At 70.0% G+C, this 25,315-nt stretch carries 15 protein-coding genes and 1 pseudogene; 5 read left to right on the forward strand and 11 right to left on the reverse strand.

The genetic code is table 11. The features are described 5' to 3' along the window. Window positions 1-126: 126 nt before the first annotated feature. The 3 genes from ACWEKR_RS13465 to ACWEKR_RS13475 all read right to left on the reverse strand — a co-directional run bounded on the left by ACWEKR_RS13465 (window position 127) and on the right by ACWEKR_RS13475 (window position 1,790). The gene (locus tag ACWEKR_RS13465) at window positions 127-966 is read right to left on the reverse strand and encodes a patatin-like phospholipase family protein (protein WP_452354714.1); all 840 of its coding nucleotides are present in this window, start codon (window positions 964-966) and stop codon (window positions 127-129) included. A 55-nt stretch (window positions 967-1,021) separates the two neighbouring features. Beyond that, a complete protein-coding gene (locus tag ACWEKR_RS13470; RefSeq protein ID WP_452354715.1) occupies window positions 1,022-1,384 on the reverse strand; it encodes a hypothetical protein in 363 nt (120 codons plus the stop codon). Between the two features lie 79 nt (window positions 1,385-1,463). Further along, a complete protein-coding gene (locus tag ACWEKR_RS13475; protein WP_159844301.1) occupies window positions 1,464-1,790 on the reverse strand; it encodes a hypothetical protein in 327 nt (108 codons plus the stop codon). Window positions 1,791-2,178: 388 nt separating this feature from the next. Here ACWEKR_RS13475 and ACWEKR_RS13480 point away from each other — a divergent pair. Then, window positions 2,179-2,562 (forward strand): annotated as a pseudogene (locus ACWEKR_RS13480) (serine hydrolase domain-containing protein); the annotation flags it as partial. A gap of 85 nt (window positions 2,563-2,647) precedes the next feature. Here the strand turns inward: ACWEKR_RS13480 and ACWEKR_RS13485 are convergent. From ACWEKR_RS13485 to ACWEKR_RS13495, 3 genes are all read right to left on the reverse strand, one after another. Beyond that, the gene (locus ACWEKR_RS13485) at window positions 2,648-3,073 is read right to left on the reverse strand and encodes a DUF4383 domain-containing protein (protein WP_452354716.1); all 426 of its coding nucleotides are present in this window, start codon (window positions 3,071-3,073) and stop codon (window positions 2,648-2,650) included. Between the two features lie 695 nt (window positions 3,074-3,768). After that, window positions 3,769-4,074 carry a hypothetical protein gene (locus tag ACWEKR_RS13490; protein WP_040871783.1) on the reverse strand — a complete coding sequence of 102 codons (306 nt, stop codon included), beginning with the start codon at window positions 4,072-4,074 and terminating at the stop codon, window positions 3,769-3,771. Between the two features lie 173 nt (window positions 4,075-4,247). Further along, complete coding sequence (locus tag ACWEKR_RS13495) at window positions 4,248-4,838, reverse strand: HdeD family acid-resistance protein (protein WP_452354717.1); 591 nt, start codon at window positions 4,836-4,838, stop codon at window positions 4,248-4,250. Between the two features lie 212 nt (window positions 4,839-5,050). Between ACWEKR_RS13495 and ACWEKR_RS13500 the strand changes: the two genes are divergently transcribed. Further along, window positions 5,051-6,037 carry a glycosyltransferase family 9 protein gene (locus ACWEKR_RS13500; RefSeq protein WP_452354718.1) on the forward strand — a complete coding sequence of 329 codons (987 nt, stop codon included), beginning with the start codon at window positions 5,051-5,053 and terminating at the stop codon, window positions 6,035-6,037. 39 nt (window positions 6,038-6,076) lie between these two features. On the opposite strand, the gene ACWEKR_RS13505 is transcribed toward ACWEKR_RS13500, so the two are convergent. After that, on the reverse strand, window positions 6,077-6,388 hold the full coding sequence (locus ACWEKR_RS13505; protein ID WP_159844291.1) for an ArsR/SmtB family transcription factor: 312 nt from the start codon (window positions 6,386-6,388) through the stop codon (window positions 6,077-6,079). A gap of 184 nt (window positions 6,389-6,572) precedes the next feature. On the opposite strand from ACWEKR_RS13505, the gene ACWEKR_RS13510 reads away from it, so the two are divergent. Both ACWEKR_RS13510 and ACWEKR_RS13515 read left to right on the forward strand, forming a co-directional pair. Continuing rightward, the gene (locus tag ACWEKR_RS13510; protein ID WP_452354719.1) at window positions 6,573-7,289 is read left to right on the forward strand and encodes a M23 family metallopeptidase; all 717 of its coding nucleotides are present in this window, start codon (window positions 6,573-6,575) and stop codon (window positions 7,287-7,289) included. Between the two features lie 225 nt (window positions 7,290-7,514). Further along, a complete protein-coding gene (locus tag ACWEKR_RS13515) occupies window positions 7,515-8,588 on the forward strand; it encodes a hypothetical protein (protein ID WP_452354720.1) in 1,074 nt (357 codons plus the stop codon). Here the strand turns inward: ACWEKR_RS13515 and ACWEKR_RS13520 are convergent. Next, window positions 8,560-8,880, reverse strand: coding sequence for a hypothetical protein (locus tag ACWEKR_RS13520; RefSeq protein ID WP_195090517.1), 321 nt, complete (start codon window positions 8,878-8,880; stop codon window positions 8,560-8,562). The two genes, ACWEKR_RS13515 and ACWEKR_RS13520, sit on opposite strands and share 29 nt — an antisense overlap. A 245-nt stretch (window positions 8,881-9,125) precedes the next feature. Here ACWEKR_RS13520 and ACWEKR_RS13525 point away from each other — a divergent pair, with 245 nt between their 5' ends. Next, window positions 9,126-9,461, forward strand: coding sequence for an RNA polymerase-binding protein RbpA (locus tag ACWEKR_RS13525; RefSeq protein ID WP_043719627.1), 336 nt, complete (start codon window positions 9,126-9,128; stop codon window positions 9,459-9,461). Between the two features lie 63 nt (window positions 9,462-9,524). Here ACWEKR_RS13525 and ACWEKR_RS13530 read toward each other — a convergent pair whose 3' ends face one another. The 3 genes from ACWEKR_RS13530 to ACWEKR_RS13540 form a co-directional block, all read right to left on the reverse strand. Then, window positions 9,525-10,307, reverse strand: a complete 783-nt coding sequence (locus ACWEKR_RS13530) for an ABC transporter permease (RefSeq protein WP_159844373.1) — start codon at window positions 10,305-10,307, stop codon at window positions 9,525-9,527. Between the two features lie 89 nt (window positions 10,308-10,396). Next, on the reverse strand, window positions 10,397-11,389 hold the full coding sequence (locus tag ACWEKR_RS13535) for an ATP-binding cassette domain-containing protein (protein ID WP_195090515.1): 993 nt from the start codon (window positions 11,387-11,389) through the stop codon (window positions 10,397-10,399). Next, window positions 11,386-25,035, reverse strand: a complete 13,650-nt coding sequence (locus tag ACWEKR_RS13540; RefSeq protein WP_452354721.1) for an amino acid adenylation domain-containing protein — start codon at window positions 25,033-25,035, stop codon at window positions 11,386-11,388. The genes ACWEKR_RS13535 and ACWEKR_RS13540 overlap by 4 nt, the downstream gene beginning before the upstream one ends. Window positions 25,036-25,315 lie beyond the last annotated feature (280 nt).

A 25,315-nucleotide genomic window follows, 5' to 3' on the forward strand; every position in this document is an offset into this window, starting at 1 on the left:
GGTTACTTCCGATGCTCGGCGGGCATCGAACAGTCACCGATCCAGCCTGGCTCCACGAGTATCCGGAGATCAAGGGCATTCTCTGGTACACGCCGGACGAAGCCGGGTCGTGAGCGACCCTCTCGGTCAGCGGTCCGGCCAGACGTCCTTCAGTCGCCGCGCCGCCTCGGCGGCCTGCCGCACCCCGGCCGCGTGCGCGGGGGCCAGCGCGGCCGGGGCGAACACGTCGAGCCCGAACGCGGCGATGGCGTCGTCGTCGGGGACGATGGAGATCTCTGTGGCCGAACCCAACTCGCGATCACTGGGAACGCGCGGGAACATGTGCGCCAAGGGTTCGGCGATCACTACGACATCCGCGCCTGCGGCCAGATCGGCGTTGACCGGCGAGCGCAGCCCGCCGTCGACGTAGTGGCTCCCGTCGATCGGAATCGGCGGGAAGACGCCCGGCACCGCGGTGCTCGATGCCAGTGCCGCGGGCAACGACGCCGCGCCGTCCCTGGTCCACGCCCGCAGGTCACCGGTGGCGATGTCGATCGCGGTGACGACGAGGTCGCGCTCGGGCCACTGCGCCACACCGGCCAGCCCGCCGATGCGGGCGATGTGCTCGTCCGGATCCCCGACCCGGGCGGCCAGCGCCAGCGCACCCACCCGGCGACGCCCCTCGGCGGGATCCTGCCCAGGCGTGCGCAGCACGGCGAAGATCTCCCCCATCCGCGCGGGATCCGCGCGCACCGGCGCCGATGCCGACGGCGGCCGCAACAAACGCGCCGGATCACCACCGGCGGCCAGCACCGCGCCGACTACCGCCCCGGCGGAGGTCCCCACGAAGCGATCCGCCAGCGCCAAGTCCACACCGCCGTCCCGCAACCCGGTGGCCAATCCCGCCAACCACGCGATGCCGACCGGGCCGCCCCCGCCCAGCACGAGCGCGACCGAAAACTCATTGTGTGCCACCGCATCCGACATGCCGCAAGCCTATCCGCCCCGGCCGAGTCGGCCCGCCCCTCGCCATCCGACCACCTCAGCGGTGGTAGGTCTCCACCGAGGCATTGGTGACGACCCCGAGCAGACCGGGGCCCCAGTTCATGCATCCCGTCGTCGTGCGCTGACCGTTCGGCGTGAAGGGGTAACCGAGCTGGATATAGGTCCCGGCAGCGTATAGCGGAAACGGTCCTGAGCTGTAGATGCCGACGCATTCCACCCGGAGGACGTACTCGGTGACGTCGCCGCCGGGGCAGGTCGCCGAAGCGCTGAAGATTTCGCGCTCGATGACGCAATCCCGCGGTGCCGCTTGCACCGGGCCTGTCCCGGTGATCGCCACGCAGGCCAGTCCGGTGACAGCGCCCACGCCCAGCCGCGCGACGGTGGCAGCAGCCCTTCTCATGGAAGCTCCTTCTGATCAGCCCTCGACCCGTAGGTTGGTGATCGGCGGGACGCGATTTTCGTTATCGACGCCGGAGGAGTTACGCCCAGATACGCGACAGCGCCGAACGAGAGTACGTCTGCTGGGGCGTCACCGTGATCAGGTCGCACACTTCCACGAGTTCGCCCGGCACCGCATTGCCGAAGTGATGCAGGCCGGGTGCGATCACCGCGTCGACGCCGAACACTCGCACGGCGTCGACCAGGCGTTCCACCGGCGCGTCGGTACCGGCGCCGAAGGTGACGGTCTTGCACAGCTCGTAGCCGAGACGCTTCGCCAGGCTCCGCATCTGCGCTTCATCCCAGTCCTGCGACACTCCCGAGACATCCTTGCGGAGATATCCCAGCGCGGGTGGTTTGGCCCTCATCGGTACTCCCTTGCCGCGGTCGTAGCTGAAGTGGTGAAACGCCTGCGCCCTGCGGGTCACACGTGTCGACGTATCGATCCGCAGGCTGAGCGAGTTATTGACATCATATGTTGTCAACAGCGGTCGATGTCAACATGCGCGGTGCGCGAAACTTCGGCAACCACACCCCACACCCACCGAGCGCGCCGCCGGCTACCGACAGGCCCGAGCTGGACCACGCGGTGAGACCGGGTCGGCAGCGAACTGTTTCTCGGCGCACCCCTGACATCGTGCGGCGCGCGGCCCGGGTCGACTTCCCTCCCGCCGAGGAGACGGCCTGGTCGGCGGACGGGGCGCCGGTCGACTACGCGACTATGCGGCACGCGGCGACCGCATTTCGTGACCCCGGATCACTGCTGATGCGTGCCTCGACGAACCCCGGAGGCTCCTCCAACGACCCGGTGTCCTCGGCGGCGGATGGCCCGCCTCCGGTCTGGTCACCACAGCGCGAGCGCTCGCGCGGTTCTACCGCGATCTGCTCCGTGGCGATCTGCTCCGCCCGGAGACCTTGCGCTATGCCGTTCGAGAACGCGTGCGCGGCGCGGATGCCGTGCTCCTGCTCGAAAACGCCTTCGCCCTCGGCTACCGCTCCCCCGCGCCAACTTCCTGCTGCCGGACGCGGCCCGCTCCACCCGCTTTCGGCCATCCGGGCGCGGGCGGCTCGGTCGCGCACGACGTCGCGATCGCGTTCATTCCGAATTTGCGGCGCGATATCTCGGCCGATGATCGCCGCGCATACGATTTGATCGAAGCCGTCTACGCGCGCTGTGACGAGGCCGCCGGAACCGAGTCCCTGCGGCCCCGCGGACGAGATCCCGCTACTCCAGCATTCCGGTCTGCCCGCCCGCGCCGGGCGCTCGAGTCGCGGGCCGCCGCGCCAAGACCACCCCCAGGGCGATCATCCCCGCGCCCAAGACGAAGTGCAGCCAGTTGTCCGCCGTGTCGAACGGCACGAAGTTGGCGTTGCTGTCCGGGTCCACGACGAGGCCGTACAGCCACAGGACGAGGTAGACGACACCGCCGCCGACGAGGTACGCACGCGCCGACACGGGGGTGCGGGCGGCCAGCAAGCCGATGACGCCGAATGCCAGATGAACCACGTTGTGCAGCACGGACACACTGAACAGACCGAGCAACTGGGCCTGTGAGTGATGCCCCGCCCAGTCGAGTTCGCTGTAGCCGGTGGTGATTCCCGGAATGAAACCGAGAATCCCGACCAGGAGGAACACCGCCCCTACCGCCATAGCGGCGACCTGCAGAGGCGATCGCCGATCCGTTGTCGCGCCTGTTGTGGAATTCGACATCGCCGAACCAGCCCTTCCGCTGCGGGTGACCTCCGTCCCCACCGTGCTACCCCGGCGAAAACAGGACAAACCGACGCGGGCTGCGCAGTGAGACGCCGCCCACACACCGGACGGTGGGGGCGCGGCCGTGATTTCCGTCTCCGGACCGCGAATCAATCACCGGAAGATTTCGGCGTTCGGGCTGGTGCGCCGTCCGCGTCGGAACCGAGCGCGAACTTCCGACGAAGTCGGCGCCGCGCCGTGGACTCGCGCGCGCCCAGGCGGCGGTGAATACTGTCGGCGACTCGAAAACAACTGTCCGCCTTGATAAGCCGACGCAGTCTGACAAACGGATGGTGCTGCCAGAGAGGCGATGACCGTGTTGGTCTGGTGTGTTGTGACGATGAGCGTGATCGTCCTGTTGGGTGCCGCGGCGACTGCGATGGCATGGGATCCGCGCGGGCGTCGCCGCTCGGCCGCCGCCGCGCCGGTGCCGGTGAGTTCGGAGTCCACCGTGGCGAGCCGGGGCGACTGGCCGCGCACGCGTTGACCGAGCAGCGTGCCGATCCACACACCCGGGATCGGCACGCTTGCTTTTGGGACGACAGGTCGCGCCGAGGCACGCTACGCCTCGGCCGCCGTTACGACCCGGAGGCTCAGCTGACGGAGACGCTGCCGCCCTTGGGCAGGTAACCGATCTTCTCCACGGGCAGTTCGCCGACCACGGAACCGGTGCAGTCCCGTCCGGAGTACAGCGTGACGGCACGATCGGTGCTGTTGACGACGGTGATCTGGAAGGTGGTGTAGAAGGTACCGTCGGTGTTCAAGCAGCCCACCGGATCCGCGTGCAGCTCACCGTTGATCGACAGCGTGCCGACCGCGGCCTGCGCCGTCCCCGCCGACAGCATGGCCGCGGCCCCTGCCAGGGCAAGCGCACCGACAAACCCAGCAGTACGAATCATTCGTGCCTCCAGTTCTTTTCGATGTCGACCAACCCCGAAGCCGACGTCTCGTGAAAATGCGCCTGTGATTCTGTCACGAGTTCCGACCGGACGGAACCGTGCTGGTCCCGGCGCCGGGGACACGACATCGCCCGGCCGGGCGCCGATCGCGCCCGGCCGGGTGAAATCCGTTGTCAGGCGCCGGCGTGCGCGGCGCCCACCGTCCGGACATCCCTGCGGATCCCGAACGCCAGGACGATCTCGATGATGCCGAGGATGATCAGCCACACCCCCGCCAAAATGGCCAGCGTGGCCACCGACCGAACCGGCCAGACGATCAGGACCACACCCGCGGCCGCGGTCACCACGCCGAAGAACACCTGCCACCAGCGCCCGGGCATCGCGGGTTCGGAGATCGCCGCCGCCAGCATCGCGATCCCGCGGAAGAGCCAGCCGATGCCGATCCACAGGCCCAGCAGCAGGATCGAGGCCAGTTCGTCGCGGAAGCAGAACACGCCGACCACGATGGACAGCACGCCGATGATGAACGACAGCACCCGCAACCCGGCACTGGCCGGCGCGCCGAAAGCCGCGAGCAACTGCAGGACGCCGGTGACCACCAGATAGATGCCGAAGACGATGCCTGCCGCCTGCAGGGTGATGTCCGGCCAGACCACGATCAGGATGCCGAGGATCACCGCCAGAACGCCGGTGAGCAGAACGCTTTGCCACGCACGGCGGGCAAGAGACTGCAACGGACCCTCTACCACGCTGTTTGTCGTCATACCTTGATGCTATAGCTGAGGTTGCGCGTTTTCTGATCATTTGCCGACCCGACCGCATCGCGCTTGTTCGGCCGGTACCGCGGCGTTGCCGGGAGTTCACGTTTCGCCGTCCGGCCGGTCGGGTAGTCATCACGGAGTGACTCTTCGTTGGCGCCCCTGGGGTGAACGGGTGGGTCGGGGTTCGGTGAGGCTCGGGTGGCTAGGAGAAGAGGGTGGCGGTTCTGCTCGTGTTGCAGGCGCGTGGGCTCGGTGATCTACTCACCGCGGTCCCGGCTCTACGTGCACTGCGCCGGGCCAAACCCCACGATCGCATCGTCCTGGCGGCACCGCCGCGGCTCAAGCCCATCGTCGACTTGATCGCCTCGGTCGACGCGCTGGTGCCGACCGCCGATCCGGGCAGCCTCCGCTGGGACGCGCCGCCGCCCGAATTGGCGGTCAACCTGCACGGCGCGAGCGCGGAAAGCATCGTCACGCTCGCCAAGACCGACCCCGGACGCATCCTCTCGTTTCGCAACGCCGCGTTTCCCGAGCTACCCGGCCCCGAGTGGGAAAACGACATGCACGAGGTGGACCGCTGGTGTCACCTGCTCGAGTACGACGGCATCGGAGCCGATCGACGCAACCTCGGCTTGGTACCGCCGGTCTCGACGACCAGCCGCCGCGACTGCGTGGTCGTGCACGTCGGCGCCGGTGCGCCGGCCCGCCGCTGGCCCCCGGACCGTTTCGCCGCGGTCGTGCGGCACCTGCTGGTACTCGGACGCGAAGTCGTCCTCACCGGCGACGACAACGAACGTCAACTCGCACTGGGCATCGCCGCACGGGCCGGGCTGCCGGTCGGCCGGGTGCTGGCCGGGGAGCAGAACCTCATCGATCTGGCCGCCACGGTCGCCGAGGCCGCGCTGGTCATCTGCGGGGACACCGGTGTCGCCCATCTGGCCACGGCGTTCGGCACCCGCACGGTCCTGCTGTTCGGCCCGACGCCGCCCCGGCGGGCGGGCCCGCCCGCGCACCTGCTGGGCAGGCACGCGGTGCTGTGGGCCGGCCAGGTCGGCGACCCGTACGCCGACACTCCCGACCCCGGGCTGTTGCAGATCGGGGTCACCGAGGTGATCAACGCGGTCGACAAACAGTTGAGCGTGCGCAACTGGCCCAGCACGAACACCGACCGCCGCAAACCGGCGTATCGGCGCGTCGGATGAGCCGTCGCCCGACGCCATCCGGGATGACGGGCCCCGGGTTCAGGCGTTCGCCGTCGCGATCGCCGCGGAGTACGCGGCGATCGCACTCGGCCAGAACTGCTCGAGATAGTCGCGGGCGTCGGCGAGGCCACGCGGGTCCAAGGAGTACAGCCGCCGGTTGCCCTCCGGCCGCATCATGACCAACCGGGCCTCCCGCAGCACGCGCAGATGCTGGGAGACCGCCGAGCTGGTCACGCCCAAGTCGTGCGCGATGTCGCCGACCGAGCGCGGGTGCTGCGGCAAAGCCTCGAAAATCGCGCGCCGGGTCGGGTCCGCCAGCGCCGTCAGGGCACGAACTCCATTAGTCGCCACTCACATAGTGTGGGCGTCCGACGTTTTGCCGGTCAACAGTCGGGTACGAGGTCGTCTGCCCAGCTCATACGCCGAACAGCGCTCCATCGTTACCTACCCGTGACCGGCGACCTGGGCTTTCGATGCCCGGTGACGATAGCCACAGGATTGCCGACCGGCGCGCCCGCTCGCTTACGTTCGATGCATGCCCGTGACCTTTCCGTTACCGATTCGCCGGAGCGTGACCCGGCTGCGCCGCGACCGCGCTGCCGCCCGTGTCCTCGCCGCCGCCGCGGTCGTCACCGCCTCCGCCGGCATCCTCGCCGCAGCGCAGCAGGACCAGGACACCGACGCCTCCGCCCGCCTCGTCGCGGGCAAGATCGCCTCGGGCGAGATCCGCCCGGCCGAGGGAACGACCCAGTTCGCCGTCTTCGCCCCGGAGCACAACCCGGCGCCGCAAGCGGCCCCGCTGCCCGCACCCTGGGACCCGAACCGCATCGCCCAGGACTTCACCCCACCGAAGACCGTCCGTCCGGTGGCGGGCGTGCTCACCTCGAATTTCGGGACTCGCTGGGGCACGCTGCACGCGGGCCTGGATTTCGGCGACCCGCTCGGCGCGCCGATCGCCGCGGTCACCGACGGCGTCGTGATCGAGGCCGGACCCGCCTCCGGCTTCGGCCTGTGGGTGCGGGTGCAGCAGGACGACGGCACCGTCGGCGTCTACGGCCACGTCAACGACATCCTCGCCGCCGTGGGCCAGCCGGTCCGCGCGGGCGACGTCATCGCGACGGTCGGCAACCGTGGCTATTCCACCGGCCCGCACCTGCACTACGAGGTCCACCTGCCCGACGGCGCACCGATCGACCCGCGGCCCTGGCTGGCCGAGCGCGGCATCGACGTCGGGTTCGCCGCGGAGGACTGACCCCGAACCCGTTCGTGGGACAGCAGCCCGCGGACAAACTCGGCGACGACGCGGTCGCCCTCGACGGGGCCGCGAACGCAACGGCGCGTTCGCGGCCCTTTCCCGCTCTCCCCACCATGCCGCCTCTGCGGTATCGGCCGGACGCCCGACCCGTACCGGGGTACTAGGCGCGAATGGCGCTGCGGCGGGACGCATCGCGGGGTTCGCGATTTCTACGTTCGGTCCATGTCCACAACAGATTTCGCCGCGCCGTCGCAGGGCGAGTCGTCGGCGCCGCGATCGCGGGCGAGCACGGCGGCGGCGGAGCGCGCGCGACTGCATCGACCGCTCCTCGGCACGGTCACCGCGATGGCCGCGCTCGTCCTGTTCTGCCTCGCGGCGATGCCGGTCGACGACCGCACGCTGCTCGGCGAGTCGGTCTGGCTCAAGCCGATGAAGTTCGGCCTGGCCTTCTTCCTCTACAGCCTCACGCTGGCATGGCTGCTGTCGTTGCCGCACAAGGGAAGCCGCGCCACCTGGTGGCTGGGCACGGTATTCGCGGTGACCGGCTTCGTCGACGTCGGATTCATCGTGGTGCAAGCCGCGCGGGGAACCTTCAGCCACTTCAACACCCAGGACGATCCGGTGAACTCGATCGGGCAGGTGGTCTTCGCCTCCGGCGTGCCAGGACTGTTCCTCGCCAACCTGGTCATCGTGCTGATCCTGGCCTGGCAGCGGTTGGTGGACCGCCCCACGGCGCGGGCCATCCACGCCGGTCTGGCCTTGGCCGTCGTCGGCATGGCGCTCGGCTACCTGATGGGGTTCACCGGTAAGCAACTCGTCCGTGACAGCGACGGACGGGTGGTCGAGTTGGCCGCGGGACACACGGTCCTGGCCGACGCGGGCGATCTCGCCCCGCGCGACGCCATGGCAGGCATGCCGATCACGCATTGGAGCACCGTCGGCGGTGACCTGCGCGTTCCGCACTTCGTCGGACTGCACGGGATCCAGGTCCTGCTGCTGGTGGCCGTCGCGCTCGCCTGGCTCGCTCCGCGCTGTCGCTGGCTGCGGCCCGAAGGCGCCCGCACCGCGGTCGTGGGCGTGCTGGCCGCCGGATACGCCGGTCTGCTCGCGCTCGTCTTCTGGCAGGCGATGCGGGCGCAGCCGCTGGTCCACCCGGATCGGGCCACCTGGCTCGCGGCGGGCGGACTGGCTGCGACCGTCGGGCTGTTGCTCGGCGCGGTGTATCTCCGTCATCGCGGCGCCGGCGCCGGTCCGGCGGCGCAGCCGGTCAGCGGAGGCGTTCCGCGTCACGGGTGAGCGCGACCAGGGTCTGGCCGAGCGCGGCCAGCTCGTCGGACGTCGCCCCCTCCGCGATGGCGGTGGCGACGTCCTCGGCGGCACAGCGGGCGGCGAACCAGCGATCGGCCAAGTCGGCCGCCTCCTGGGCGCTGAGCACGACCGCGTCGTCGGGGATCCCGGTCCCCTTCAAGCTGTTGCGGTGTTCGTAGGCGCGTTGGCGACAGGACTGGCGGCAGTACCGGCGACGACGGCCGGCCTCCGATTCCACGATCTCCCGCCCACACCACTGGCAGGACAAGCGGCGCGACATGACGCAGAACACTAATAGCCCGCGGCCCGCGATCCGCTCACTGACCCCCAGGAGAATCGCCCCGCCTCGGGCATGACGAGGCCTGCGTGCCGAGGGCACTACAATGGAACGGTTCACCGCGGCCGCGTCGGGAACTATCGGCGCCGGCCCGATCGTTGTACATCAAGTTCCGGCGGATGCCCCGCGCAGCCGTGCGGACACGGTCGCAGCGCACGAAGACTCGAGCACACAGGGAGAGGCACACCATGGCAGATCGCGTACTCCGAGGCAGTCGGCTCGGAGCGGTGAGCTACGAGACCGATCGCGACCACGACCTGGCTCCGCGTCGGATCGCCCGGTACCGGACCGACAACGGCGAGGAATTCGACGTTCCCTTCGCCGACGACGCCGAGATCCCGCCGACCTGGCTGTGCCGCAATGGCCAGGAGGGCGTGCTGATCGAGGGCACCACGCAGGAGACCAAGAAGGTGAAGCCGCCGCGCACGCACTGGGACATGCTGCTGGAGCGCCGCAGCAAGGAGGAGCTCGAGGAGTTGCTCAAGGAGCGCCTCGAACTGCTGAAGACCCGTCGCCGCGCCTGACGGTTCGCGCAGTACGGAAACGGCCGCCGCATCGTTCGATGCGGCGGCCGTTCGCTGTTCGAGTCAGCGGCTGGCCACCTTGCGGTAACGCAGCAGCGCCAGCGGCACGGCCAGCACGAGGATCGCCACCGAGCAGGCGATCGCGTATTCGACGCAGTGGTCGGCGGCCCAGCCGCTGGGCGGGACGAATGTGGGCGGCGAGTCGTTGTCGAACAGCTTGCGCCCGGCCGCCGAGACCGCGGTGATCGGATTCCATTCGGCGATCGTGCGCAGCGGGCCGGGCAGGGTTTCGGCCGAGATGAACGCCGAGGAGATGAACGTCAGCGGGAACAGCCAGATCAGCCCGGCGCTCTGCGCCACCTCGACGGTGGGTGACAGCAAACCGGTCAGCGCACCGACCCAGGACATCGCGAACGCGAACAGCAGGATCACGGCGAACGCCAGCACGGCGTCGGTGACGCTGCCGTGGATGCGCCACCCGACCACGTATCCGCACCCGACCATCACCGCCAGGCTGAGGATATTTACCACGAGGTCCGACAGTGTGCGGCCCATCAGCACGGCCAGCCGCGACATCGGCAGCGCCCGCATCCGGTCGATGATGCCCTTCTGCAGGTCCCCCGCCAGGCCGACCGTGGTGAACGCGGCGTTGAACGCCACCGTCTGAGTGAAGATGCCCGCGAGCAGGAATTCCCGGTACTGGCCCCCGCCGAGCGACGCGCCGAAGATGTAAGCGAACAGGAACACGAACATCAGCGGCTGAATCGTGGCGGTCACCAGTAGCGTCGGCACACGCAGGATGGTCAGCAGATTGCGATGGGCCACGATCGCGCTGTCCCGGAACAACCGCAACCGGGGAGCGGAATCCTGCTGCGTCGCGGCCTTTCCGGGCCGCGGCTGCGCCTTCGGGGCCGCCTCCCGCACCATTGCCGTGCTCACGACATGATCTCCTCTGGTACGTCATCGGTCTCCGGCTCCGTGACGGGCGTGCCGCCCGGCTTGCCGGTGAGGGAAAGGAATACGTCGTCGAGGCTCGGCCGGTGCACGTTCGCGTCGACCACGCAGACACCCGCGTCGTCGAGTCTGCGCAGCGCTTCCACCATGGTGCGCGAGCCGTCGCCGACCACCACCGACACCTCGTCGGTGCCCACCTCATGAGCGGGCTTGCCGACGCCGATCTGCGCCAGCACGGCCAGCGCTGGCTCGGCCGCCTGCCCGGCGGCCAGGGTGACGGTGAGCCGGTCACCGCCGATCGAGGTCTTCAGCTCGTCGGCCGAGCCGCGCGCGATGACCCGCCCGTGGTCGATGACGGTGATGCGGTCGGCCAGCAAATCCGCTTCTTCCAGGTATTGCGTGGTGAGCAGCACCGTGGTGCCGTCGTCGACCAGGTCGCCGATCACCCGCCACATGTCCAGCCTGCCGCGCGGATCCAAGCCGGTGGTCGGCTCGTCCAGCACCACCACGGGCGGCCGGGCGACCAGCGCGCCCGCGAGGTCGAGCCGCCTGGCCATGCCGCCGGAGTACGTGCCCGCCCTGCGGTGCGCGGCGTAGTCGAGCCCGAGTGCGCCGAGCAGTTCGGTGGCCCGAGCGGTCGCCTGGCGCGGGGACATCCCGTACAGCCGGGCCACCATGCGCAGGTTCTCGTAGCCGGACAGGTTGGCGTCGACGGCGGCGTACTGGCCGGACAAACCGATCCGCTTGCGCGCCGCCGATGGATCGTGCAGCACATCGACGCCCGCCACCCGTACCGACCCGGCGGAGGGTTTCAGCAGCGTGGTGACGATCCGCACGGTCGTCGTCTTGCCCGCCCCGTTCGGGCCGAGCAGGCCCATCACGGTGCCCGTGGGGATTCGTAGGTCGATCTCGTCCAGGACGCGGGCCCGGCCGTAGTTCTTCACCAGGCCGGTCACCTCGACCGCGAAGCTCACCTGTGCGTCTCCTTCGTCTCCAGCCACCTCCGCAGCACCGGCCCGATCACCGCCAGTGCGTCCGGCGTGGTCATCGCGGAGTGCGCGCAGCGCAGCTCGTGGTCGTGGACGGCGCCGGTGACGTACGGCTGCCAGGCCTCGGCGCACCGATCGGGATCGGCCAGGTTGACCGGGTCGTCGCCCGCCGAGAAGAACAACAGGTCGCCGTCGAACGGGCGCGGCCGGAAGCTGTGCGCCAGCACGGTGCCGTTGTGGTAACCCGCGTAGAGCCGCTCCAGATGCTCGACGGTCAGCGCCGCGAACGGCCCGGACCGGGCGCGCAGTAGCTCGGCGGCCTCCCGCAGGCTCAGGTCCGGATCGATCTCCGCGCCGAGTTCGTCACTGCCGAACTCGCCGACGATCTCGGCGACGCTCGGGGTCGCCTGGTCGAGCAGGTCGTCGGACAACCGGTAGCTGTCCATCATCGACAGCAGCGCGACCTCGTCGCCTGCCTCCTGCAGTTGCACCGCCATCTCCTGGGCGATCAGTCCGCCGAGCGACCAGCCGAGCAGGTGGTAGGGGCCGTCCGGCTGGATCCGCTTGATCTCGGTCACGTAGTGGCGCGCGGCCTCGCCGATCGTCGCGTGACCGTCCTGCCCCGCGACGTGCGGAGCCTGCAAGCCGTAGACCGGCCGGTCCGCCGGGAGGTGCGCGAGCAGACCCGAATAGCACCAGGACAATCCGATCGCGGGATGCACGCAGAACAGCGGCGCGCGGCTGATCTCGGTGCTCGGCCGGATCGGCAGCACCGGCGCCAGCATCGCCGCCACCGCGGCACCCGAAGTCGCGTCCGCCCCGTCCAGCCGCGCCGCGATCGCCGCCGGCGTCGCGTCGCCGAACATCAATTGCACCGGCAGATCCAGGCCCGACTCCCTGACGTGTGCGACGACCTTCGTGGCCAGCAGCGAATTGCCGCCGAGTTCGAAGAAGCCGTCGTCCACACCCACCGACTCCACACCGAGCACCTCGGCGAAAGCCGCGCACAGCGCCTCCTCCGTCGGGGTGGAGGGAGCGCGATAGCCCTCGCCCGCGGTGAACACCGGCTCCGGCAGTTTCGCGCGATCCAGCTTGCCCACCGGGCTCAGCGGCACCTCGTCGAGCAACATGATCGACTGCGGCACCATGTAGTTCGGCACCAGCCCGGTCAGGTGCGCGGTCAACTCGGCCGCGGTGAGCGTCACTCCGTCGCGCGCCTTCACATACGACACCAGCGCGGTCGCGCCGGCCGGGGTGCGATGCCCGATGGTGGTCGAGAACGCCACCGCACCGTGACGGGCGAGCGCGGCGTCGATCTCGCCGAGTTCGATGCGGAAGCCGCGGATCTTGACCTGGTGGTCGGTGCGGCCGACATATTCGATCTCCGGTGCGGCATCGGGCGACGCCCCGTTCTCCCGCTGCCCGGCCCACCAGCGCGCTAGATCGCCGGTGCGGTACATCCGCTCCCCTGGTTTGCCGAAGGGGTTGGCGACGAACCGCTGCGCGGTCAGTCCCGGGCGGTTCAGGTAGCCGCGGGCCAGTGCGTCACCGGCCAAGTGCAGTTCGCCGGTCACCCCGAGCGGAGCCGGATGCAACCGTGCGTCGAGGATCGCCGCGTTGACGCCACGGATGGGTCCGCCGATGGTGATCGGCGCACCGGGCGACATCGGCTGCGAGATGACGGTGACGATGGTGGTCTCCGTCGGGCCGTAGACGTTGTACAGGTTCCGGCCGGGCGCCCACCGGGTCACCAGGTCCGGTGGCAGCGCCTCGCCGCCGACCAGCACGTGCTGCAACTCGTGCAGACCCCGGGGGTCGACGGTGCCGAGGGCCGAAGTGGTGATGAACGCGTGGGTGATCCGCTCCGCGGCGAAGACCTGCCGCAGTTCGTCACCGCCGACCACGCCGCCGGGCGTGATCACCAGAGTCGCCGCGCCGCCGAGGGACAGCAGCAGATCCAGCATCGCCGCGTCGAAGCTCGGCGTGGCGAAGTGCAGCACCCGGCACCCCGGCTGGACGTCGAACCGGTGGGCGGTCTCGGCGGCGAAGTTCGACAGTCCGCCGTGCGTGACCATCACGCCCTTCGGCGTGCCGGTCGAGCCGGAGGTGTAGATCACGTACGCCGGGTTGTCGATCCGCAGCGGAGCGAGACGCTCGGTGTCGGCGACGGGCGCGTCCGAGGCGTCGAGCACCGAACCGCGGAACAGCGGATCGTCGAGCACGATCCAGTCGGTGTCCTCGGGCAGCTCCCGGCGGTAATGCGCCAGCGTGATGCCCAGCGCCGCACCGGAATCCGACAACATGTGCGCGATGCGCTGCTGCGGGTACAACGGGTCGACCGGCACGAACGCCGCTCCGGCCTTGGCCACCGCGAGCACCGTCGCCACGGACTCGATGGATCGCGGGATGCCCAGTGCGACCAGGGTCTCCGGGCCCACGCCGCGGTCGATCAGCACTCGCGCCAAGCGGTTGGTCCAGCGATCCAGCGCGTCGTAGGTCACCTCCGTACCGTCGGAGACCAGGGCGATCGCGGCGCGATCGACGCTCGCCGCCCGCTCGAACACCTCGGGGAAGGTGATCGGCCGGTCCGGTTTGCCGCCGCGCACCGGCGCCAGCCCGGTCCACTCGGCGGGGTCGAGCAGCTCCAGATCGCCCACCGCGGTGGTCGGGCTCGCGGCGATGGCGGCGAGCAAGCGAGCCAGACGTTTGCCGAGCCGCTGCGCGGTCGGCTCGTCGAACAGATCCGTCGCGTAGTTCACCGCCACGGTGATGCCGGCCGGATCCCGCTGCGCGGTCTGCGTTTCGGTCAAGGTGAACTGGAGATCGAACTTGGCGATCCCGGTGTCGATGTCGGCGGCCTCGACGCGCAGCCCCGGCAGTTCCAGCCCGCCGACCGGCTCGTTGCGAACCGAGAGCATCACCTGGAACATCGGATGGTGCGCCTGGGACCTGGCCGGGTTGAGCACCTCCACGAGCCGCTCGAACGGCAGGTCCGCGTGCGCGAAGGCGTCCAGGTCCGTTTCGCGCACCGCGTGCAGCAGGTCGGTGAACCGGGCGCCGGGGTCGATCCGTGTGCGCAGCACGAGCGTGTTGACGAACATGCCGATCAGCCGGTCCAGCGCGGGATGGCCGCGCCCCGCGATCGGGGTGCCGACGGTGATGTCGTCGGTGCCGGTCATCCGGTGCAGCAGCACGGCGAGCGCGGCGTGCAGGACCATGAACAGGCTGACGTTGTTGCTGCCAGCGATCGTCTGCAGCTCACGATGTGTGACCGGGTCCACCGTGCATTCCACGGTGCCGCCCCGGTAGGACGGGGTGGGCGGACGCGGCCGGTCGGCAGGGACGGTGAGCAACTCGGGGATGCCGTCCAGGGCCTGCCGCCAGTAGTCCAGTTGGCCGTTCACCGCCGAGTCCGGGTCGTCCTCGCTGCCGAGCACCTCCTGTTGCCACAGCGTGTAGTCGGCGTACTGGACCTCCGGCTCCGCCCAGTCCGGCGCGTCGCCAGCGCATGCGGCGCGGTAGGCGACGGCGACGTCGGCGGCCATCGGCTCGAGCGACCAGCCGTCCATCGCGATGTGGTGCGCGACCACGACGAGCACGTGCTCGGCGGGCTCGTCGGCGCGGGTCGGCACCGCGATCAGCGCCGCACGGATCGGCACGTCGGTGGCCAGATCGAAGCCCGGTGCGGCGAAACGACGGACGGCGGCCTCGATCTCGTCCGGGTGCGCTGTCACCCGGGTCAGCGGGATCGCGGCCTCGGCGGGGTCGAGCACAACCTGCGCGGGCGCGCCGTCGGTCTCGGGGAACACCGTGCGCAGGGTTTCGTGCCTGGCCTGCACCTCGTGCAGCGCGGAAACCAGCGCGCCGACGTTCAGGTCGCCGGTCATGCGGAGCACGAGCGGGACGTTGTAGGCGCCCGCCGAGTGTCCGGCGCTCGGCCCGCCGCCGGCGTTGAAGCGGTTGAGGAACCACAGCCGCCGCTGGGCGGCCGACAGCGGGATGCGTTCGGGACGCTCCCGGCGCACCAGAGCCGGGCGATCCGCGTCGGACCCGGCGCCCGCGTCCAGCAGCTCGGCCAGTCCGGCGACCGTCGGCGTGGCGAACACGGTCCGCACGGCGAGCCGCACGTTCGTCGCCGCGGCCAGCCGGGCGACGAGCTGGGTCGCCAGCAACGAGTTCCCGCCGATGTCGAAGAAGCTGTCGTCGGCGCGCACGCCGTCGGCCCCGATCAGCTCACCCATCACCGCGGCGACCAAGCGCTCGGCGTCGGTTCCTGGCTCGCGACCGGTCGAATCGCCCGTGAAGCGCGGTTCGGGCAGCGCGTCGACGTCCAGTTTGCCGACCGGAGTCAGCGGGATGGTGTCCAGCACGGTGATGCCTGCGGGCACCATGTGCGTGGGCAACCGGCGCGCGACGAAAGCGCGCAGCGCTTCGGTGTCCACTCCGGCCGCGCGGTCGGCGGGCTGGACGAAGGCGACGATACGGTCCGCTCCCGCGATGCGGCGCACCTCGGTGTGCGCGAATCGCACCGACGGATGTTCGCCCAGGGCGCCGGTGATCTCGCCGAGCTCGACGCGGAAACCGCGCAGCTTCACCTGATGGTCGCTGCGGCCGAGGTAGACCAGCTCCCCGGAAGCGTTCCAGCGCACCACGTCACCGGTCCGGTACATCCTGGCGCCCGCCGGGCCGTACGGATCGGCCACGAAACGTGTTGCGGTGAGTCCGAATCGGTTGAAGTATCCGCGCGCGACCCCGGGCCCCGCGAGGTACAACTCGCCGGGAACGCCGACCGGCACGGGACGCAGCCGCTCGTCGAGCACCAGCCCCTGGGCGCCCCGCACGAGGCTGCCGATGGTGATCGGATCACCGGCGCGCAGCGGACCGGAGATCGTGATCACCACCGTGGTCTCGGTGGGCCCGTACACATCGCACATCATCCGTCCCGGCGCCCAGCGTGCGACCAGATCCGGCGCCACGGCCTCACCGCCGACCATGAGGGCGCGCATGTGCGGCAGCGGCCAGCGCTCGCGGTCGATCGTGGCCAGCGCGGCCGGCGTCATGAAGCCGTGCGAGACCCGCTCGCGTTCCATCAGGGCGGCCAGCTCGTCGCCGCCGTAGATGTCGGTCGGGCAGATCACCATCGCCGCGCCCGCTCCCAGCGCGATCAACAGATCCAGGATCGCCGCGTCGAAGCTCGGCGTCGCGAAGTGCAAGGTGCGGGAATGCTCCTGGACACCGATGCGGTCGCGGATCTCGTCGGCCAGGTTGGACAGACCGCTGTGGGTCACCGCGACGCCCTTGGGCGTGCCGGTCGATCCGGAGGTGTAGACCAGATAGGCCAGATCCGCCACCTGGACGGTGCGCGAGCGCTCGTGGTCGTGGATCGGCGCGTCGTCGTGGCCGTCGAGTTCGGCGGCGAACTCCGGACGATCCAGCAGCAGCCACTCGGTGCCGCGGCCTTCCGGGGCGCCCGCGTGCAGCTTCGCCACGTGCGCGGTGATCGTCACACCGGTCGTGCAGCCGGAATCGGCCAGCATGTGCCGGATGCGGTCGGCGGGGTACTTCGGGTCGATGGGCACGAACGCCGCGCCGGACTTGGCGGCCGCCAGCAGCGCCACCACCGAGTCGATCGAGCGGGTGAGCCCGAGCGCCACCCGGGTTCCCGGGCCGAGCCCACGCGCGATCAGCGCGCGCGCCAGGCGATTGGAGCGCCGGTCGAGTTCGGCGTAGGTCAGTGACGTCGTGCCCGCGCACAGCGCGGTGTGCTGCGGATACCGCTGTGCGGTGGCGGTGAAGTACGCGGCCAGCGTGCACGGCGGTGCCGCCTGGCCGCCCCGCGCCGGAGCGAGGGTGCGGCGCTCGTGATCGGTGCGCGCGTCGACGTCCCGGATCAGCACGTGCGGGTCGCCGGTGACGGCGGTGAGCACGCGCAAGAACCGGTCCGCCAGCGTCTCGATCGTCGTCGCGTCGAAAAGCTCGGCGGCATAGACGAATTCGAACACTTCTTCGGCCGCGTCCGCGATGGATCCGGGCGCGCCCGTGTCGTTCGCGACGCGCAATTCCAGGTCGAACTTCGCCAGCGCGATGTCCAGTGCCTCCGCGCGCAGGGCGAGGCCGGGCAGTTCCAGTGCGGGCACCGGGGTGTCCTGGACGCTCAGCGCCACCTGGAACAGGGGGTGCCTGCCCGAACTGCGCGCCTCGGCGCCCAGTTCGTCCACGATGCGCTCGAACGGGATGTCGGCGTGCGCCATAGCGGACAACTCGGTGTCCCGGTCGGCGCGAAGCAGGTCGGTGAAGCCGCGGTCGGGGTCGACGTCGGAGCGCAGCACGAGCGTGTTCACGAACATGCCCACCAGTCCGTCGAGCTTGGTGTCGGTACGTCCCGCCACCGGCGTGCCGATCACGATGTCGCGCCCACCCGTGACGCAGCGCAACAGCACCGCGAACGCCGAACGCAGCACCATGAACTTGCTGACGCCCTGCTCGCGGGCCAGCGCGGAGAGCCCGTGCCGCACTCGCTCCGGCACCGTGAAGCGCACCGTCCCGGCTTCTTGCGTGGGCTCCACGGGACGCGGCCGGTCATAGGGCAGCGGAAGCTGGTCGGGGATGTCGGCCAACGCGGTGCGCCAGTACTCCAGCTGGGTCGCCGCCGCGCTGCCCGGATCGTCGTCCTCGCCGAGGCAGGCACGCTGCCAGAGCCCGAAGTCGGCGTACTGCACCGGCAGCGGCGTCCACGCCGGCGCGACGCCCTCGTGCCGCGCCGCATAGGCCGCGGCCAGATCCCTGGTGAGTGGCCCGAGCGACCAGCCGTCGGCGGCGATGTGGTGCACCACCACGCCGAGCAGGTAACGCTCGGGCGCGGTGCGCAGCAGCGACAGACGCAGCGGCACCTGGGTGGTGAGATCGAAACCGCTGTGCGCCAATGCTTCCAGCGCGGCCTTCGCGCCGGAGTCGTCGAGGTCGGTGACCACCACCTCCGGCACCGCACGCTCGACGGGGAGCACCACCTGCTGTGCGCCTTGGGCGTCCTCCGGGAAGACGGTGCGCAGCACCTCGTGCCGCCGCACCACGTCGCCGAGCGCTTCGCGCAGCGCGGGGACGTCCAGATCGCCGGCGACGTGGATCACGAAAGCGATGTTGTAGGCGCTCGATTCGGGCGCGAATCGGTTGAGGAACCACAAACGCTGCTGCGGCAGCGACAATGGAATACGCCCTGGACGCGGCGTCTGCACCGCCAGCGCCGGCCGCTGCGTCCGGGGCGCTCGGTCCAGTTGCCCGGCGACACCGGCGACGGTGGGCGTCTCGAAGATCGATCGCACCGGCAGCTCCACACCGAACTCCGCGTGCAGCGCGGCAGCGAGCCGGGTGGCCAGCAGGGAGTTGCCGCCGAGATCGAAGAAGCTGTCCTCGGCGCCGACGACCGGGCGTCCGAGCACTCCGCCGAACACCCCCGCCACGCCCAGCTCCAGCGCGGTGCTCGGCGGGCGAGAAGTACCCGCAGTCCCGAACTCCGGCGCCGGTAGAGCTTTTCGGTCCAGCTTGCCCGCGGGCGTGACCGGGATCTCGTCGAGCACCGCCACCGACGCGGGGATCATGTAGCCGGGCAGCCGCCCACGGGCGGTCTCCAGCACGGCCCGCGCCTCGATCGGCCGGTCGGCCGTGACGTAGGACGCCAGCCGCACCTGACCGTGCTCGTCGGTGTGCACCACGGTGTGCGCGAACCGGACGCCGGGATGCAGCCGCAGCACGTTGTCGATCTCGCGCAGTTCGATGCGGAAACCACGGATCTTGATCTGGTCGTCCGCGCGGCCGAGGAACCGCAGCTGTCCGGACCGCTCCACGACGACCAGATCGCCGGTGCGGTACATCCGCTCGCCGCGCCTGCCGTGCGGGTTGGCCACGAACCGCTGCGCGGTCAGGCCGAAGCGTCCGTGGTAGCCGCGAGCGACGCCCGGACCCGACACGTACAGCTCGCCCGGTGTGCCCGGCGGGACCGGATGTAAACGATTGTCCAGCACGAACAATCGCATGCCGCGCACGGGAGAACCGAGCGGCACCGGACGCCCCGGCTCCATCGGTCCGCTCGCGGTCGCCGCGACGGTGGCCTCGGAGGGGCCGTACATGTTGTGCATGCGATGCCCGGTCGTCCAGGTCTCGACGAGTTCCTCCGAGCAGGCGTCACCGCCGACGATCACCGTCGCCAGCTCGTCGAGGCCCTCGTTCGGCACGGTGGCCAGCGCGGCGGGGGTGACGAAGGCGTGGGTGACCCGCTCCTCGCGCAGCAGTGCGGCCAGTTCGGCGCCGCCGTACATGCCCGCCGGGGCGATGACCATCGTGGCGCCCGCGGCGAAGCCGAGCAGCATCTCCAGCACCGACGCGTCGAAGCTGGGTGAGGAGAAGTGCAGTGTCCGCGCCGCGTCCGAGATGCCGAACAGGTAGTTCTGCTCGCCGGCGAGGGACGCGATGCCCGCGTGGGTCACGACGACCGCCTTCGGCGTGCCGGTGGACCCGGAAGTGTAGATGAGGTAGGCCGGGTGACTCACCCGCATCGGATGGTGCCGATCGTCGTCGGTGATCGGCTCCGCCGAGTGCTCGGCGAGTTCGGCGCCCAGCTCGACGGAACCGAGCACCAGCCAGTCGACCTCGGCCCTGCGGTGCTTGCCCCGCGCCGCGGGCCAGGCGGGCATCGCGGCCGACGATTCGGGATCGGTCAGGCCGAGCATCGCCCCGGAGTCACCGATCATGTGGGCGATGCGCTCACCGGGGTAGTTCGGGTCGATCGGCACATAGGCGGCGCCGGTTTTGGCGACGGCCCACACCGCGGTGATCGCGTCCAGACCGCGCGGCAGCGCGATCGCGACGACCGTCTCGGGTCCGGCGCCGTGCTCGATCAAGGTGCGGGCCAACCTGTTCGAGCGCTCGTCGAGTTCGCGGTACGTGGTGTCCGTGCCCAGGTAGCGGACCGCCACCGCGTCCGGCAGCCGGCGCGCGGTGGCGGTCAGCAAGGTGGCCAAGGTGATCGATGGCTCGGCGGGCGCACCCCCGATGGGCACCAGGTTTTCGGTTTCCCTGCGGTCCAGGATCGGCAGGTCGCCCACCGGCAGTTCGGGGGCGGCCACGCCGCCTGCCAGCACGGCGATGAACCTGCGGGCGAACGACTGCACGGTATCGCGATCGAAAACGTCTGTGGTGTAGCCGAATTCGGCAGAAAGCGGTCCGTCGCCCGAGTCGTCGTGGACGACCAGTTGCAGATCGAACTTCGCGACGTCCGAGGCGATGGGCAGCACCTCCGCGCGGACGCCGGGCAGATCGATCCGCAGGTCGGGAGCGTGGTCGTAGGACAGCATCACCTGGAACAGCGGGTGCCGCGACGGGGAACGCTCCGGGTTGACCACCTCGACCAGCCGCTCGAACGGCACGTCGGCGTTGGCGAAGGCGTTGAGATCGGTCTCGCGCACCACGTCCAGCATCCGGTCGAACCCGGCGCCCGGGTCGACCGCGGTACGCAGGACGAGGGTGTTGACGAACATGCCGACCAGATCGTCGAGCGCCGGATCGGAACGGCCCGCGATCGGGGTGCCGATCGCGATGTCACCGCTCGCGCACAGCCGCGACAGCAGCGTCGCCAGCGCCGCGTGCAGCACCATGAACATGCTCACGCCCCGGCTGGCCGCGAGTTCGATGGCGGCGCGGCGGATCTCGGCCGGGATGGTGAACTCGACCCGGCCGCCGACGGTCGACCTGCGCAGCGGGCGCGGGCGGTCCAGCGGCAGATCGAGCTGTTCGGGCAGTCCGGCCAGTGCCTTGTGCCAGTGGGTGAGCTGACGGCTGAGCGCGCTGGCCGGATCGGACTCGTCACCGAGCAGTTCACGCTGCCAGAGCGCGAAGTCGGCATACTGCACCGGCAGCTGCGACCACTGCGGCGCGACACCGTTCGCGCGCGCGGCCACCGCCGTCATGAGGTCCTTGGCCAGCGGTGCGATGGACCAGCCGTCACCGCAGATGTGGTGCAGCACGATGAGGAAGACGTGCCGCTGCGGGCCGGTGCGGTAGAGCGCCACCCGGATCGGGGCCTGGCTGCGCAGATCGAAGCCGTAGCCGGCGTATTCGGTCGCCAGCTCGGCCACCTCGGCGTCGGTGACATCGATCGGGTCGAGCGTCAACGGGATCGCCCCGGCCGGGTGGATCAGCTGGTAGGGCCCCTCCGGCGCCTCGGGAAAGGTGGTGCGCAGGCTCTCGTGCCGTTCGATGACGTCCACCAGGCCCGCACGCAACGCGGCCACGTCCAGCGGTCCTTCCACCGCCACCGCCAGCGGCATGTTGTACGCGGCGGCATGCTCGGAGAACCGGTTCAGGATCCACAACCGCTGCTGCGCCTGCGACAGCGGAATCCGCTCCGGCCGCTCGGCAGGCGCCAGGCGCGGCGAGGAGACGTCGGTGGTCTGCATGGCGAAACGCCGGGTGAGCGCCTCGATCGTCGAGGCCTCGAACAGATCCCGGATGGTCAGTGCGGTCCCCAGCGCGGCGTTGATCCGGGACACCGCCCGTGCGGCGATGAGCGAGTTGCCGCCCAGGTCGAAGAAGCTGTCCTCGATGCCGACCTCGGTGTCGAGCAACTCGGCGAAGATGCCGGCGAGCACTCGCTCCACCTCGGTGCGCGGTTCGGCGATCGGCCCGATCGAACGCGTCCCCGGCGCGGGAGCGGGCAGCGCCTTGCGGTCGATCTTGCCGTTGGCGCTCAGCGGCAGCTCGTCGAGTTCCATCACCGTGGAGGGCACCATGTAGCCCGGCAACGTGTGACGCAGCGCGGTCAGCAGCGCGGCCGTGTCCAGGCGGGCCTCGTCGTCCTCCTGCTTCGCCGCGACCACGTAGGCGACCAATTCGTCGCCGGTGCGTCCGGTGTGCGCCACGCACACCGCGCGAGCCACCCTCGGGTCGTCGAGCAGAGCGGCCTCGACCTCGCCCAGTTCGATGCGCAGACCACGAATCTTGACCTGGAAGTCGCTGCGGCCCAGATACTCCAGGACACCCGGCTCGGCACCGGAACGGCCGATCTGCCAGCGCGCCAGGTCGCCGGTGCGATACATCCGCGCACCCGGGGTGAAGGGGTTGGCGACGAACCGATCGGCAGTCAGCCGCGGCTGTCTCAGATAGCCGCGGGCCAGCTGGACCCCGGCCAGGTACAGTTCCCCGACCACGCCGGGCGGAACGGGCTGCAGCCGATCGTCCAGCACGTAGGTCTCGGTGTTCCACACCGGCGAACCGATCGGCACGGCGCTCGCGTCGGGCGGGCACGCCCAGTAGGTGACGTCGACGGCGGCCTCGGTGGGGCCGTACAGGTTGTGCAGTTCGGCGGCGGGTAACGCCGCGTAGAACTCTCGCACGGCGGCCGCAGGCAGCGCCTCACCGCTGCAGAACACCCGGTGCAGGCAGGCGCAGCCGTCCAGATCGGCCTCGGTGACGAACACCGATAGCATGGACGGCACGAAATGCGCGGTGGTGATGCCCTTTTCGGCGATGACCCGGGCGAGGTACGCCGGGTCGCGGTGTCCGTCGGGGGCGGCGATCACCAAGCGCGCGCCGATCTGCAAGGGCCAGAAGAACTCCCACACCGAGACGTCGAAGGTGGCCGGGGTCTTCTGCAGCACCGCGTCGTCGCCGCCGAGCGGATACTCGTGCTGCATCCAGCGCAGGCGGTTGACGATGGCCGCGTGCGTCACGCCGACACCCTTGGGCTTCCCGGTGGATCCCGAGGTGAAGATGACGTAAGCGAGGTGGTCGGGGCGCAGCGCGCACCGGCGGTCGGCGTCGGTGACCGGACCATCGGCGAAGCCGGAGACCGGCGCGGTGTCGATGTCCAGCCGGGCGACCGTCGCGGGCAGCTCCACGTCGTCGCGGCTCGTCGTGAGCACGCACAGCGGTTCGGCTTGGCGCACGATCTGCCCGATCCGCTCGGCCGGATGCTCGGTGTCCAGCGGCAGGTACGCCGCTCCCGCTTTGACGATCGCGTACATGCCGATCACCAGGTCGAGACTGCGGCGCAGGCAGAGCCCGACTGTGGTGTCGGGTCCGGCGCCGCGCGCGATGAGCAGCCGGGCCAGCCGGTTGGCGCGGGCGTCGAGTTCGGCGTAGGTCAGCGCCGCGTCACCGAACTCCAGTGCGATCGCCTCCGGGCCTGCCGCTACGCGCTCGGCGAACAGGCTCGCGAGCGTGCCTTCCTGCCGGGGCGCCTCGGTGGCGTTCCACCCGCGCAGCACCTGCTCTCGTTCGGCGTGGGTGATCGCGCCCAACGACTCGGCAGTCAGGCTCGGTTCCGCGGCCAGGAACCGGCGGAGGAAATCGAGATAGCGCGCATGGTGCACGTTCACCTCGGCCTCGCCGTAGAGGCGGGGGTTGGCTTCGAAGTCGACGTGCAAGCGGCCGCCCACGCCGTTGTAGACGTTGACCGAGAGATCTTCCACCGGGCCGGTGGCCAGCACGTGCATGGAGCCGACCAAGCTGCCGAAATGCAGCTCGTTGTGGAACAACATCAGGTTGACCATCGGGCCGAAGAATCCGCGGGCGTCGCGCGAGTAGCCGCTGTCACGCCGGATGTCGTCGTGCCGGTAGCGCTGGTGCCGCAGTGCGCCGGTGATCTGCAGCTCGGCCGCCTTCACCAGGTCGCCGATCGTGGTCGCCTCGTCGAATCGCAGCCGAATCGGCACGACGTTGGAGATCACGCCCGCCGAGCGGCGCAGCGACACCGTGGTGCGCGCCGAGACCGGCAGGCTCAGCACCACGTCCGCGTTGCCCGTCACCGACCGCACGTAGGCGGCCAGCGCCGCGACGAACACCGCCGAGTCCGTGGTGTTCCACGCGCTGGTCGCCGCGTCGATCGCGGCATGGTGCTCGTCGTCCAGCACCGCCGTGGCCAGCCTGCGGCCCGCGTCGTGGTCGGCGGCGCCGAGCCGGGTGCCGCCGAGGCTCACCGGCTCGCCGACACCGGACAGCTGCCCGAGCCAGTACTCGCGATCGTTCTGAAAACGGCCGGATTGGTGGTAGCGCGCCTCGTCGGCGTAGATCTCGGCCAGGGCCGTCGCCCGCGAGGCGACCGGTTCCGTCCGATTCTCCAGCGCGGTGTAGATCTCGGCGGTGCGGGTGAGCGCGTTCATCGCGCCGTAGCCGTCGATGACGATGTGGTGGGCGAACGAATACCAGATGTAGTCGGAGTCCCCGATCCGCAGCACCGCGTTGGAGGTCAGCGGGTCGCGTTCCAGATCTATCGGCGAACTGGTGTGCTCGTGCATCCAGCGCAGCGCCGCGGCGTACGGATCGGCCTCGCCGCGCAGGTCGATGCGGACCCATCCCGGCCGGTGCACCGGATCCACGATCTGATACGGAGTGCCATCCACTTCCATCAAGCGAACTTGCCCCACCTGGGTCTCGGCCCCGAAACGCTCGATCGCGTACAGCAGCCGTCCCTCGTCCAGGTCCCCGTGTATCTCGACGTACTGGGAGATGGTCAACGGCACGTCGGGCCTGATGCGCTGCGCGTACCAGAGAGCGGTCTGTGCGGGTGACAGCGCAAACGGTTGAGCCGAGAATTCGCCGGATGAACATTGGTCGACGCGATCCGTGGCCAATGAACTCATCAATCACTCCGTTCTGCCGCTGTTGACGCAACTCCCCGAGCACCGTCCCAGCAAGCGCACGCGCCTGCCGGAGGACGTGATCCACGCCCTATGATTCGGAGCATCGCTTCAGCCGGATTGCCGACGTATTGGATTTGTTTCACATCCAACGTCCTTGGCAGAAGGCCACTTTGGTTGGTTACATTTCCGCAAACATTGCGACTCAACTAGGTCGAGCTGAACCAAAACGGGTCCTGACCAGACTGTTCGATGGTACTCCGACGACCGATTTCATTGCCAG

This window comes from Nocardia sp. NPDC004573, assembly GCF_053602135.1.